The organism is Pantoea rwandensis, from assembly GCF_000759475.1.
GTDB lineage: Bacteria > Pseudomonadota > Gammaproteobacteria > Enterobacterales > Enterobacteriaceae > Pantoea > Pantoea rwandensis_B.
Window position 1 is genome coordinate 665967 of the sequence record NZ_CP009454.1, and the last position, 14043, is coordinate 680009.

At 54.1% G+C, this 14043-nt stretch carries 11 protein-coding genes and 1 riboswitch; of the genes, 7 read left to right on the forward strand and 4 right to left on the reverse strand.

From position 1 onward, the window contains the following. Positions 1-73: 73 nt before the first annotated feature. Together ppc and argE are read right to left on the reverse strand one after the other, a co-directional pair. Complete coding sequence (gene ppc, locus LH22_RS02960; protein ID WP_038644104.1) at positions 74-2725, reverse strand: phosphoenolpyruvate carboxylase; 2652 nt, start codon at positions 2723-2725, stop codon at positions 74-76. A 246-nt stretch (positions 2726-2971) separates the two neighbouring features. Then, complete coding sequence (argE, locus tag LH22_RS02965) at positions 2972-4120, reverse strand: acetylornithine deacetylase (RefSeq protein WP_038644106.1); 1149 nt, start codon at positions 4118-4120, stop codon at positions 2972-2974. A 169-nt stretch (positions 4121-4289) separates the two neighbouring features. On the opposite strand from argE, the gene argC reads away from it, so the two are divergent. The 5 genes from argC (at position 4290) to oxyR (ending at position 9948) form a co-directional block, all read left to right on the forward strand. Beyond that, the gene (gene argC / locus LH22_RS02970) at positions 4290-5294 is read left to right on the forward strand and encodes an N-acetyl-gamma-glutamyl-phosphate reductase (protein WP_038649797.1); all 1005 of its coding nucleotides are present in this window, start codon (positions 4290-4292) and stop codon (positions 5292-5294) included. A 15-nt stretch (positions 5295-5309) separates the two neighbouring features. Continuing rightward, positions 5310-6083, forward strand: a complete 774-nt coding sequence (argB, locus tag LH22_RS02975; RefSeq protein ID WP_038644108.1) for an acetylglutamate kinase — start codon at positions 5310-5312, stop codon at positions 6081-6083. Positions 6084-6098: 15 nt separating this feature from the next. Continuing rightward, a complete protein-coding gene (locus LH22_RS02980; RefSeq protein WP_038644110.1) occupies positions 6099-7316 on the forward strand; it encodes an argininosuccinate synthase in 1218 nt (405 codons plus the stop codon). A 76-nt stretch (positions 7317-7392) separates the two neighbouring features. Next, positions 7393-8766 carry an argininosuccinate lyase gene (argH, locus tag LH22_RS02985; RefSeq protein ID WP_038644112.1) on the forward strand — a complete coding sequence of 458 codons (1374 nt, stop codon included), beginning with the start codon at positions 7393-7395 and terminating at the stop codon, positions 8764-8766. A gap of 264 nt (positions 8767-9030) precedes the next feature. After that, positions 9031-9948, forward strand: coding sequence for a DNA-binding transcriptional regulator OxyR (oxyR, locus tag LH22_RS02990; protein ID WP_034823715.1), 918 nt, complete (start codon positions 9031-9033; stop codon positions 9946-9948). Here oxyR and sthA read toward each other — a convergent pair. Further along, positions 9931-11331 carry a Si-specific NAD(P)(+) transhydrogenase gene (gene sthA, locus LH22_RS02995; protein ID WP_038644114.1) on the reverse strand — a complete coding sequence of 467 codons (1401 nt, stop codon included), beginning with the start codon at positions 11329-11331 and terminating at the stop codon, positions 9931-9933. The two genes, oxyR and sthA, sit on opposite strands and share 18 nt — an antisense overlap. A gap of 194 nt (positions 11332-11525) precedes the next feature. On the opposite strand from sthA, the gene fabR reads away from it, so the two are divergent. Both fabR and LH22_RS03005 read left to right on the forward strand, forming a co-directional pair. Continuing rightward, on the forward strand, positions 11526-12170 hold the full coding sequence (gene fabR, locus LH22_RS03000; protein ID WP_034823706.1) for an HTH-type transcriptional repressor FabR: 645 nt from the start codon (positions 11526-11528) through the stop codon (positions 12168-12170). 18 nt (positions 12171-12188) lie between these two features. After that, positions 12189-12545: a YijD family membrane protein gene (locus LH22_RS03005; RefSeq protein ID WP_034823705.1), complete on the forward strand. Its 357-nt coding sequence runs from the start codon at positions 12189-12191 to the stop codon at positions 12543-12545. A 36-nt stretch (positions 12546-12581) separates the two neighbouring features. Here the strand turns inward: LH22_RS03005 and trmA are convergent, their stop codons facing one another. After that, positions 12582-13685: a tRNA (uridine(54)-C5)-methyltransferase TrmA gene (trmA, locus tag LH22_RS03010; RefSeq protein ID WP_038644116.1), complete on the reverse strand. Its 1104-nt coding sequence runs from the start codon at positions 13683-13685 to the stop codon at positions 12582-12584. 112 nt (positions 13686-13797) lie between these two features. Then, positions 13798-13978, forward strand: a riboswitch (cobalamin riboswitch). Positions 13979-14043 lie beyond the last annotated feature (65 nt).

Consider the following 14043-nt stretch of genomic DNA (forward strand, 5'->3'; position numbering starts at 1 on the left):
GCCTCTTCCCGCGACGCGCACCGCCCAAAAAAAAGGGCCAGATTGGCCCCTTCATGATTAGCGCATACCGCAACTAGCCGGTATTACGCATACCCGCTGCCACACCGGCAATCGTCACCATCAGCGCTTGTTCAACACGCGCATCTGGCGCATCACCACGCGCTTCCTGCGCACGTGCACGATGCAGCAGTTCAGCCTGCAATACGTTGAGCGGATCGGTATAAACGTTACGCAGCGCGATAGACTCGGCGATCCACGGCTGGTCAGCCATCAGGTGCGCATCGTTGGCGATGGTCAGCACGGCTTTAATATCCGCAGCCAGCTGATCGCGCAACTGCAGACCCAGCGGCCACAGTGATTTATCCACCAGACGCTGATCGTAGTATTCCGCCAGCCACAGATCGGCTTTCGAGAACACCATCTCCAGCATGCCAAGACGGGTGGCGAAGAACGGCCACTGGCTACACATCGCTTCCAGCTGATCCTGATGGCCTTCATCCATCGCCTTTTGCAGCGCCGCACCAGCACCCAGCCAGGCTGGCAGCATCAAACGGTTCTGCGTCCAGGCGAAGATCCACGGAATCGCACGCAGTGATTCCACGCCGCCGGTAGGACGACGCTTCGCCGGACGTGAACCGAGTGGCAGTTTACCCAGCTCTTGCTCTGGCGTGGCCGAGCGGAAGTACGGTACGAAGTCCGGGTTTTCACGCACATAGCCGCGATACATGGCGCAGGAATGGGCTGACAAACCGTTCATGATCTCTTTCCACTCGCGCTTAGGCTCTGGCGGTGGCATCAGGTTGGCTTCCAGAATCGCACCGGTATACAGCGACAGGCTAGCGATAGTGACTTCTGGCAAACCATATTTGAAGCGAATCATCTCGCCCTGTTCGGTCACGCGCAGGCCGCCTTTGAGGCTGCCCGGCGGTTGCGACAGCAGTGCTGCGTGCGCAGGTGCGCCGCCACGACCGATTGAACCGCCACGTCCATGGAACAGCGTCAGGGTGATGCCAGCTTTCTCACAGGTCTTGATCAGCGCATCCTGTGCTTCGTACTGTGCCCAACTGGCGGCCATCACGCCGGCATCTTTCGCCGAGTCGGAATAACCAATCATCACCATCTGTTTGCCGTTGATGAAGCCACGATACCAATCGATATTCAGCAGTTGTGTCATCACGTCATTGGCGTTGTTCAAATCGTCGAGGGTTTCGAACAGTGGCGCTACTGGCATCGCGTAAGGAATGCCGGCTTCTTTCAGCAGCAAATGCACCGCCAGCACGTCCGACGGCGTTTTCGCCATCGAAATCACGTAAGAGGCGATAGAGCCTTGTGGCGCTTCTGCCACCACTTTACAGGTATCCAGCACTTCGCGCGTGTTGTCGCCCGGCTCCCATTGATGCGGCAGCAGCGGACGTTTGGAGTTCAGTTCACGGATCAGGAACGCCTGCTTGTCGGCTTCTGACCAGCTTTCGTAGTCACCCAGCCCCAGATAGCGCGTCACTTCCGCAATCGCTTCGGTGTGGCGGGTGCTCTCCTGACGGATATCAATACGCACCAGCGGCACGCCAAAGCACTTCACGCGACGCAGCGTATCCAGCAACTGGCCATTCGCGATGATGCCCATGCCGCACTGTTGCAGAGATTGATAGATGGCGAACAGCGGTTGCCACAGTTGATCGTTTGATACCAGTAGATCGGCAGGGCGCGGCAGGCGCTCGCCTTTCAAACGACGGCCTAAATAAGCTTGCGTGGTCATCAGCTGGCCACGGATGCGCTTCAGAATCATGCGGTACGGTTCCAGCGCTTCCGGATCGCCGCACAGCTCACGCACTTCATCGCTGCATTCGGACATCGACAGTTCAGAAATCAGCACGCCCACGTCGCGCAGGAACAGATCGGCGGCTTTCCAGCGGCTCAGCTGCATCGCATGGCGTGTGATAGGCGCGGTGACGTTCGGGTTACCGTCGCGATCGCCACCCATCCACGAGGTGAATTTAATTGGCACGAAATCCACCGGCAGTTTAATGCCGAAGGTCTCTTCAACTTGCTCGTTCAGCTCGCGCAGGAATGCCGGTACGCCTTGCCACAGGCTATTTTCGACCACGGCAAAGCCCCATTTGGCTTCATCAATCGGGGTTGGGCGGTACTTACGGATTTCATCGGTATGCCAGGCTTGTGCGACCAATTGACGCAGGCGACGCATGACTTGCGTGCGCTCGTAATCGGAGAGATCGCTGTGGTCGAGTTGCTGCAGGCAGCTATTCACTTCACCCAGCATGTGAATCAGCGTACGGCGGGTGATCTCCGTTGGGTGAGCGGTCAGCACCAGCTCCAGTGACAGTTCTTCAATCGCCTGGCGAATCGAACTTTCGCTGATGTCGTTTTGCTGCTTCAGACGCTCAAAGGTCTTCTTCAGGATTTCAGGATTGTTCGCGCCATCGCCGCTGCGGGAAATGGTCTGATACTGCTCTGCCACGTTGGTCAGGTTGAGGAACTGGCTAAACGCACGCGCGACGGGCAGCAGCTCGTCGTTAGAGAGATTTTGCAGCGTGTTCAGCAGTTCCTTACGATCGGTGTCATTGCCTGCGCGGGAGGACTTAGAGAGTTTGCGGATAGTTTCCACCCTATCGAGGATGTTCTCTCCCAGTGCATCCTTTATCGTATCCCCGAGCAGTTTGCCGAGCATACTGACATTACTTCGCATTGCGGAATATTGTTCGTTCATTTGACCCTGACACCCTTATCGTCTTGAAAGTACCCTTACACCCAACGGGCATAACATCGTCTTTTATCTAGCCACGGTTCTTCCTGTTCGTCAATTGACTTAAATTGACGATAATTCGCTGCTAACTACCGAAAATTCATAGAATTAACTTGAGGGGAAGCGAGATAAGTTATTCTTATTATCAAATCCCGAACAATGACCGGGCAATTTACTGTTTTAACAGTGAATTGCCCCATCTATTGTTAATCAGTGACAAAAATGCTGAACAATCTGCGTGATAAGCGCATGAGTTGGCTTAATAAATGCGGTATCGATAAATTCATCTGGCTGGTGGGCCTGATTGATCGATCCCGGGCCTAAAACCAGCGTTGGACACAATTGCTGGATAAATGGCGCTTCGGTGCAATAGTTCACCACTTCAGTCGGCACACCCAGCAGTTTCTCCACCACTTTTACCAGCTCATGATCGGCAGGGCATTCGTAGCCAGGGATCGGCGGATGCAGTTCGCCCACGGTCAAACGCCCCGGCCAGCGTTCGCTTACCGGCGCCAGTGCTTCATTCAGCAAGCCATCCAGATCGCTTAGAGTTAAGCCCGGTAGCGGGCGAATATCCATGTGCAATTCGCAGCAGGCGCAGATACGGTTTGCAGCATCGCCACCGTGAATGTGACCAAAGTTCATGGTCGGATAAGGAATCGCAAATCCATCGTGGTTATAGCGATTTTTCAGGGTATTGCGCAGTTGCATCAGCTGGGTAATGGATTCGTGCATCAGCTCAATGGCGTTCACACCGCGTGAAGGATCGCTGGAGTGGCCTGACTGACCCTGAATACGAATCACGTTCGACAGATGGCCTTTGTGCGCGCGCACTGGCTTCAGTGAGGTCGGCTCACCAATGATGGCGCAATCCGGACGCAGCTGAGTGGATTCGGAAAAGTACTTTGCACCGGCCATGGTGGTTTCTTCATCGGCGGTGGCGAGGATGTACAGTGGCTTGCTCAGTTTGGTCACGTCAACGTCACGCAGCGCATCCAGAATAAAAGCAAAGAAACCTTTCATATCTGCGGTACCCAAACCGTACAGCTTGTTGTCGTGCTCGGTCAGGGTGAAAGGATCGCGCGTCCAGCGGCCATCATCATACGGAACGGTGTCCGTATGACCGGCCAGCAGCAGGCCACCCGCACCCAAGCCGCTGCGTGCCAGCATGTTGAATTTATGACGCGTCCCCGGGACTGGCTGGACTTCAACACTGAAGCCTAAATCGCGGAACCAGCCCGCCAGCAAATTGATTAAAGTTTCATTGCTCTGATCCAGCGCGCTGTCGGTGGCGCTGATCGATGGTGTGGCAATCAGCTGGCGGTAGAGTTCGATAAAAGGTGGTAATTTTGTCTTCACTGTTGACGGTCCTTGGGTTAGGATGTATCAATATTCATGCATTAATAGTGAATAAAAATACAATAACGTCGCTTGCAAGTGAAGAGTAAAATCATCTGCAAACGGCATCGTGGGCAACGGGGCAAAGCCGCGACCCGGAATGAGTGACTGTAAAAAGGGTTACAGCCTGATGTTGAATACGCTGATCGTTGGTGCCAGTGGTTATGCTGGCGTAGAGCTTGCCACTTACCTGAATCGCCATCCGCATATGAACATAACCGCTTTGGCGGTTTCAGCGCAAAGCCCGGACGCCGGAAAATTACTCTCCGATCTGCATCCGCAGCTGAAAGGCATTGTCGATTTGCCGCTGCAGCCGCTGAGTGAGGCTTCCGAGTGGGCAGACAAAGTCGATGTGGTGTTCCTCGCGACCGCGCATGAAGTCAGCCACGATCTGGCACCCGAATTCCTCAAAGCAGGCTGTGTGGTGTTCGACCTTTCCGGTGCGTTCCGTGTCAACGATGATGCTTTCTATACTCAATATTATGGTTTCAGCCATCAGCATCAGGATTGGCTGGATAAAGCCGTATACGGCCTGGCCGAATGGCAGCATGATAAAATCAAAGATGCGCAGCTGGTGGCGGTACCCGGTTGTTATCCCACGGCGGCGCAGCTGTCGTTAAAACCACTGGTCGAAGCGGGACTGCTTAACGATGCACAATGGCCGGTGATCAATGCTACCAGTGGTGTGAGCGGGGCAGGGCGTAAAGCCAACGTCGGCACCAGCTTCTGCGAAGTGAGCCTGCAGCCGTATGGCTTGTTCAACCATCGTCATCATCCTGAGATCGTGGCACACCTCGGTACGCCCGTGATCTTCACCCCGCATCTGGGCAGCTTCCCGCGCGGAATTCTTTCGACCACCACCTGCCGCCTGAAAGCAGGCGTGACGCAGCAGGATGTGGCAGTTGCCTTCCATAAGGCGTATCACGACAAACCCTTGGTTCGCGTGTATGAAAAAGGTGTGCCGGCGCTGAAAGCAGTCGTCGGTTTACCGTTCTGCGATATCGGTTTTGCCATGCAAGGCGAACATCTGATTGTGGTGGCTGCCGAAGATAACCTGTTGAAAGGCGCCTCTTCGCAGGCGGTTCAATGCTTAAACATTCGTTTCGGCTTCCCCGAAACGCTGTCACTGATTTAACGGACGGAAACTGCCATGAATCCATTAATCATTAAACTGGGCGGCGTGCTGCTGGATAGCGAAGAAGCGCTGGCCCGCTTGTTTGATGCGCTGCTGGCCTACCGCAATGAACATCAGCGTCCGCTGATCATTGTGCACGGCGGCGGCTGCCTGGTTGACGAGCTGATGAAGAAGCTCGCTCTGCCAGTGAAAAAGAAGAACGGTTTGCGCGTGACGCCAGCCGATCAGATTGACATTATTACTGGTGCCCTGGCGGGTACAGCGAACAAGACCTTGCTGGCCTGGGCGAAGAAGTATGGCATTGGTGCCGTTGGCTTATGCCTCGGTGATGCGGGGCTGGTGAACGTGGCGCAGTTCGACGAGGAACTAGGCCATGTGGGCAACGCGACGCCAGGTAATCCAGCGCTGGTAAATACCTTGTTGAGCGCGGGCTATATGCCGGTGATCAGCTCCATCGGTATTACTGACGGCGGCGATCTGATGAACGTCAACGCTGACCAGGCGGCGACCGCGCTGGCTGCGACCATTGGTGCTGATTTAGTACTGCTTTCAGATGTCAGCGGTATTCTCGATGGCAAAGGTCAACGCATCGAAGAGATGACGGCCGAGAAAGCACAGCAGCTGATCGATCAGGGCATTATTACTGATGGCATGATCGTTAAAGTGAACGCGGCACTCGATGCCGCACGTACTTTAGGTCGTCCGGTTGATATCGCCAGCTGGCGCCATGCTGAACAGCTGCCAACCCTTTTCAACGGCGTGTCGATTGGCACCCGGATTCTCGCATAATCAAGGATTTAAGACATGAGCACGCAAAACATCAAAAAAATCGTTCTGGCCTATTCTGGCGGTCTGGATACTTCGGCCATCATTCCATGGTTGAAAGAGAATTACGGCGGTTGTGAAGTGGTGGCATTCGTGGCCAACATTGGCCAGGACCCAGCCGATCTGGAAGGCGTTGAGAAGAAGGCGCTGCAGTCTGGTGCATCGGAGTGTCACGTTGCTGACCTGCGTGAAGAGTTCATCAGTGAATACGTTTATCCCGTGCTGCAAACCGGTGCGCTGTACGAAGGCACTTACCTGCTGGGCACCTCAATGGCTCGTCCTATCATCGCGAAAGCGCAGGTTGAACTGGCGCTGAAAGTGGGTGCAGATGCGCTGTGCCACGGTGCGACCGGTAAAGGTAATGACCAGGTGCGTTTCGAAACCACCTATACCGCACTGGCACCACAGCTGAAAGTGGTTGCGCCATGGCGTGAGTGGGATCTGCGTTCACGTGAAGCGCTGCTGGATTACCTGAAAGTGCGTAACATCCCAACTACGGCATCACTGGAAAAAATCTACAGCCGTGATGAGAACGCGTGGCACATCTCTACTGAAGGTGGCGTGCTGGAAAGCCCAGCGAATGCACCGAACAAAGATTGCTGGGTGTGGACCGTTGATCCACTGGAAGCGCCAGATCAGCCAGAGAACGTCACCGTGACCGTTGAGAAAGGTCGTGTGGTGGCGGTAAATGGCGAGAAGCTGAGCCCGTTCCAGTGTCTGGAAAAACTGAACGTGCTGGGCGCAAAACACGGTGTGGGTCGTATCGACATCGTGGAAAACCGTCTGGTCGGTATCAAATCTCGTGGCTGCTATGAAACCCCTGGCGGCACCATTATGGTCAACGCGCTGCGTGCGGTTGAGCAGCTGGTACTGGATCGTGATAGCTTCAAATGGCGTGAGCAGCTGGGCCACGAAATGTCATACGTGGTTTACGATGGCCGCTGGTTTGCGCCGCTGCGTAAATCTATCCAGGCTGCTGCCGAATCCCTGGCAGAAGAGGTGAATGGCGAAGTGGTCCTGCAGCTGTATAAAGGCCACGCCACTGCGATTCAGAAAACCTCGGCGAACAGCCTGTACTCTGAAGAGTTCGCCACCTTCGGCGAAGACGAAGTGTACGATCACAGCCACGCGGGCGGCTTCATCCGTCTGTTCTCTCTCTCTTCACGCATTCGTGCACTGAACGAGCAGAAGAAGTAATACCGCAGCAGATAACACATTTTGCAAGGGCGGCTTCGGGCCGCCCTTTCTTTAACAGAATTCAGGAGTATGAGAGATGGCACTTTGGGGCGGACGTTTTTCGCAGGCAGCAGATCAACGGTTCAAACAGTTTAATGACTCACTGCGTTTTGACTATCGTCTGGCGGAGCAGGACATCACCGGTTCGATAGCGTGGTCAAAAGCGCTGGTGACCGTCAATGTGCTGAGCAACGAAGAGCAGCAGCAACTGGACGTCGCATTGAATGAACTGCTGGCAGAAGTGCGCGCCAATCCAGAACAGATTCTGCAAAGCGATGCCGAAGATATCCATAGCTGGGTCGAGGGCAAGCTGATCGACAAAGTGGGTGCCCTGGGCAAAAAACTGCACACCGGCCGTAGCCGTAACGACCAGGTGGCTACCGATCTGAAACTATGGTGCAAAGAGCAGGTTGCAGTATTACTGGATGCGACGCGTGAGCTGCAATCGGCCTTGGTCGCGACGGCAGAAGCCAACCAAGACGCAGTGATGCCAGGCTATACGCACCTGCAGCGTGCGCAGCCGGTGACCTTTGCACACTGGTGCCTCGCCTATGTAGAAATGCTGGCGCGTGATGAAAGCCGTCTGCAGGATACGCTGAAGCGCTTAGACGTGAGCCCGCTGGGCTGTGGCGCACTGGCCGGTACCGCGTATGAAATCGATCGCCAGCAGCTGGCGGGTTGGTTAGGCTTCGCATCTGCCACACGCAACAGCCTCGATACCGTGTCTGATCGTGACCACGTGCTGGAGCTGTTGTCGGATGCCTCAATCGGTATGATTCACCTTTCACGTTTCGCAGAAGACCTGATTTTCTTCAACACTGGCGAAGCGGGCTTCCTTGAGCTGTCTGACAAAGTGACGTCAGGCTCATCACTGATGCCGCAGAAAAAGAACCCGGATGCACTGGAACTGATTCGCGGCAAATGTGGCCGTGTACAAGGCGCACTGACCGGCATGATGATGACACTGAAAGGCTTGCCGCTCGCCTACAACAAAGACATGCAGGAAGACAAAGAAGGCCTGTTCGATGCACTCGATACCTGGGTTGATTGTCTGCACATGTCGGTACTGGTGCTGGACGGCATTCAGGTGAAACGCCCACGTTGCCAGGAAGCAGCAGAGCAGGGCTACGCTAACTCCACGGAGCTGGCGGACTATCTGGTGGCCAAAGGCGTTCCGTTCCGTGAAGCGCACCACATTGTCGGTGAAACCGTGGTTGAAGCGATCAAGCAGGGCGTGGCGCTGGAAGCGTTAAGCCTGGCGCAATTGAAGCAGTTCAGTGCGGTGATTGAGGATGACGTCTACCCGATTCTGTCGCTGCAATCCTGCCTCGACAAGCGTAATGCACAGGGCGGTGTGTCGCCTCAGCAAGTCGCATTTGCCATCGCTGAAGCGAAAAAGCGTTTGGCATAAAAAAAGAGCGGGCTCCTTTTCGGTAGCCCGCCAACCTCTAGCTTCAGAAATACATATTGTTATAGGCACATCATCAAGGGCTGGCACTCCCGGCCAACACTATGATTTTTCGAGCTCATCGCAGGTGATGCTCGATGTCATCTCAACTTCATTTTCAACATTGCTTGCTATGGCCGGTATTATTCCTGTTCATCGCTTGATAGGGCTAATCGTTCATTGCTATTCTATCTATCGCCACGGGCTATCGTGGTTTGGAGGAAATCAATGAACATTCGTGATCTGGAGTATCTGGTTTCGCTTGCGGAGCATCGCCATTTCCGGCGTGCAGCTGATGCTTGTCATGTCAGCCAACCTACCTTAAGCGGGCAGATTCGTAAGCTGGAAGATGAGCTCGGTGTGATGCTGCTGGAGCGAACCAGCCGGAAGGTGTTATTTACCCAGGCTGGATTGTTGCTGGTGGATCAGGCGCGAACCGTGCTGCGCGAAGTGAAAGTGCTGAAGGAAATGGCGAGTCAGCAGGGCGAGGCGATGTCCGGTCCGCTGCATATTGGCCTGATTCCGACAACGGGCCCGTATTTGTTGCCGCAAATCATCCCAATGCTGCACCAGACTTTCCCCAAACTCGAAATGTACCTGCATGAAGCGCAGACGCAGCAACTGCTGGCACAGCTCGATAGCGGCAAACTGGATTGTGCCATTCTGGCGCTGGTGAAAGAGAGCGAAGCCTTTATTGAGGTGCCGCTGTTTGACGAGCCGATGAAGCTGGCGATCTACAAGGATCATCCATGGCACGATCGCGATCGTGTGCCGATGTCTGATCTGGCGGGTGAAAAGCTGCTGATGCTGGAAGATGGCCACTGCTTACGTGATCAAGCCATGGGCTTCTGCTTTGAAGCCGGTGCGGATGAAGATACCCATTTCCGCGCAACCAGCCTGGAAACGCTACGCAACATGGTCGCGGCAGGAAGCGGTATTACTTTGCTGCCATCGCTGGCGGTGCCGAATGAGCGTGTGCGAGATGGCGTGTGCTATTTGCCGTGCTACAAGCCGGTGCCACAACGCACGATTGCTCTGGTATATCGTCCAGGATCACCTCTGCGCAGCCGCTATGAGCAGCTGGCAGAAGCAATCAAAACCCATATGCAGGGTTATCTGGATACGTCGTTAAAACAGGCGGTTTAAGCCGTTGAGCGCCGCAACGCGATAGGCCTCGGCCATTGTCGGATAGTTGAAGGTGGTATTCACGAAATACTCAATCGTGTTGCCGCCGTTCTTCTGCTCCATGATGGCTTGCCCGATGTGAATAATTTCTGCTGCACGCTCGCCAAAGCAGTGAATGCCCAAAATCTCTTTGGTTTCACGATGGAACAGAATCTTCAGGCTGCCCACGTGCATCCCCACAATCTGCGCACGAGCCAGATGTTTAAACTGCGCACGACCCACTTCATAAGGCACTTTCATCGCGGTTAACTGCTGCTCGGTTTTACCCACTGAGCTGATTTCCGGAATGGTATAAATCCCGGTGGGAATATCTTCGATCAGATGTGCAGTGGCTTCACCTTTAATGATCGCCTGCGCGGCAATACGGCCCTGATCGTAAGCGGCGGAAGCCAGACTCGGATAACCAATCACGTCGCCAACGGCATAGATGTGCGGTTGAGCAGTCTGGTACATGCTATTCACTTTCAGCAGACCACGACCATCGGCTTCTAACCCGACATTTTCCAGCGCCAGTGAATCCGTGTTACCGGTACGACCGTTAGCGTACAGCAGGCAGTCCGCTTTCACTTTTTTGCCTGACTTCAGGTGCATGATCACGCCGTCACTCACACCTTCAATCTTCTCAAACTCTTCGTTGTGACGAATCACCACGCCGCTGTTCCAGAAGTGGTAGGAGAGCGAATCTGACATTTCCTGATCGAGGAACGCCAGCAAACGATCGCGCGTGTTAATCAAATCAACTTTGACGTTCAGGCCACGGAAAATCGACGCGTATTCACAACCAATCACACCGGCACCGTAGATAATCACATGGCCAGGTTCATGATGCAGGTTGAGGATGGAGTCGGAATCGTAAATGCGTGGGTGCGTAAAGTCGACGTCGGCAGGATGATAAGGACGTGAACCGCACGCAATCACGAATTTTTCTGCGGTTAGGCGTTCGCGGGTGCCATCGGGCTGTTCAACTTCGATAGTGTTGGCATCAACAAAATGGGCATCGCCCTGATAAATCTCACAACGGTTGCGTTCGTAAAATCCCTGCCGCATGGCCGTTTGCTGACTGATAACGTTTTCGGTGTGATTCAGAATGTCAGCAAATGAGGAGCGCAGGAGTCGGGTGTGATCGCTATAAAGAGGGTTTTGATTGAACTCGATAATACGGCTGACAGCGTGACGTAGAGCTTTGGAGGGGATGGTCCCCCAGTGAGTACAACCGCCGCCGATATTATGGTAGCGTTCGATCACTGCAATGCGCGCTCCCTGCTTCACCAGGCCCATTGCCGCACCTTCGCCGCCTGGACCTGAGCCAATCACAATGGCATCGTAATCGTAAGACTTTTGCATACCAGTACGTCCTATTTTTCTATCACATTTTTACAACGAGATTCTAACATCTCACCGCGCACATCTGAATTCTAACAGCGAAAAATCCCCAGTTTTGACAAAGCGTGAGGTACACAGGCGGTCACAAACTTTGCGCCACTGTACGCTGAAAAGTTTGTTATAGTGCCTTCCAGATCACTCAAAAGGCCGGGAAAATGGGCGTCAGGGCGCAACAGAAAGAACGTACAAGACGTACGCTGATTGAAGCAGCCTTCAGTCAGTTAAGTGCAGAAAGGAGTTTTGCCAGCCTGAGTTTGCGTGAAGTTGCGCGTGAAGCCGGGATTGCACCGACCTCGTTTTATCGTCACTTTAAAGATGTGGATGAACTGGGTCTGACCATGGTCGACGAAAGCGGCCTGATGTTACGCCAGTTGATGCGTCAGGCACGCCAGCGCATTGCCAAAGGCGGCAGCATCATCAAGACCTCCGTTTCCACATTTATGGAATTTATCGGGAACAATCCCAACGCTTTTCGTCTCTTACTACGCGAGCGCTCCGGAACATCGGCCGCGTTCCGTGCCGCAGTTGCGCGAGAGATTCAGCACTTTATTGCTGAGCTCGCTGATTACCTTGAGCTGGAAAATCGCATGCCGCGCAGCTTTACCGAAGCGCAAGCCGAAGCCATGGTGACAATCGTGTTCAGCGCCGGTGCGGAAGCGCTGGATGTGGATATCGAACAGCGTCGCAAGCTGGAAGATCGCCTGGTGCTGCAATTGCGTATGATCGCTAAAGGCGCTTATTACTGGTATCGCCGGGAGCAGGAACGTCTGGCGGTTACCCTGGAAAAACCCGAAGAGTAATGTGATAAGGATAATGAAATGATTGAGCAAAACCCTCGCGATAAAGGAACCCTGTTACTGGCTTTTATCACCGGTTTAGCGATCAACGGCTCCTTTTCGGTGCTGTTCAGTACGTTTGTGCCTTTTTCGATATTTCCGCTGATCGCCCTTGGCCTCGCGGCCTGGTGTCTGCATCAGCGTTACCTTAACCGCAACATGCCCGATGGCATGCCTTCACTGGCTGCGGCGTTTTTCCTATTGGGTATTTTGGTGTACAGCGCGCTGGTTCGCGCTGAATATCCGGATATCGGTTCCAACTTCATTCCGACCATCCTGATGGTGGCACTGGTGTTCTGGATTGCCACGCGCTTCCGCCGCGCCAGGAACAAGAGCTAAATACAACAACGGGAACCGCAGGGTTCCCGTTTTGTTTTACGCTTTACGCGTGAGCCAGACACCGCATTCCATATGATGGGTGTAGGGGAACTGGTCAAACAGCGCCAGCCGCGACACGTCATGCGTTTCACTTAGCGTGGCGAGGTTATCGCACAGAGTTTGCGGATTGCAGGAGATATAAAGAATGCGCGGATACGCCTGCACCATCTTCACGGTTTCCTCATCGAGTCCACTGCGTGGTGGGTCGACAAAGATGGTCTCGCACTGATAGCTCTTCAGGTCGATCCCTTCCAGGCGATTAAAGCTGCGTACGCCATTCATCGCCTGCGTAAACTCTTCCGCCGCCATGCGGATAATCTGCACGTTAGCGATATGGTTGGCGGCAATGTTGTACTGCGCTGAGGCCACAGATGGCTTGGCGATCTCGGTTGCCAGTACACGATGGAAGTTACGCGCCAGCGCCAACGAGAAGTTGCCGTTGCCGCAGTAAAGTTCCAGTAGGTCACCACGCGAACCTTTGGTCACATCCAGCGCCCATTCCAGCATTTGAATGTTCATCGCCGCATTAGGCTGAGTGAAGCTGTTCTCTACCTGACGGTAAATCATCTCTTTGCCCGCTACAGGCAGGCATTCATCAACGTAATCGCGATCGAGGCAGATTTTGGTTTTGGTCGCACGACCAATCAGCTGCACATCAATACCTTCGGCACGCAGCTTGTCACGCAGTATCGTGGCGGCTTCTGTCCACTCCGCTTCCAGCTTGCGGTGGTAAAGCAGCGAGATCACAATCTGATTGCTCATGGTCGACAGGTAGTCAATCTGGAACAGCTTGAAACGCAGCACCGGGTTATCACGGATCGCGTCGATCAGCTTTGGCATCAACTGATTGATCAATTCGCTCGCCGCTGGGAATTGATCCACACGGATGCGCTGCTTGGTCTCTTGATCAAAGATGATGTGATACAGATCGTCGCCATCATGCCAGATGCGGAATTCGGCGCGCATACGATAGTGGCTGACCGGTGAGCGGAACACCTCCACGTCAGGCGCGGCAAAGGGCACCATCATCGCCTGTAAACGGCTGACTTTTTCCGCCAGTTGCGCGTCGTATTGTTCAATTGGGAGTTGTTCGGGTGTCATCGTTCATCCTGGTAATAAGCCTGCTTGCCGGGCGATTGTAGGCATTCACCTGCTGATGTCCAGTTCTGTGAAAAGATGATGGCGAGCAGTCTGGATTCGCGGCCTGCTTAACCGTAGACTGCGACAGCCGGCCTCCTTGAGTTAAAAGGGAATCCAGTGTGAATCTGGAGCTGACGCGCAGCGGTAAAAGAATGTCATGGTGATGGTATCGACAAACACTGTCCTGCGGGATGGGAAGTTTTTCACCATTTATGATTCTCAGCCCGAAGACCTGCCGGTGTGTCGTCGCAATCACTACAACTATCGCGTGCTATCGGTTGTAGGCCTGCGGCATCCTGCTTCGTCTTTTGGATGCTTA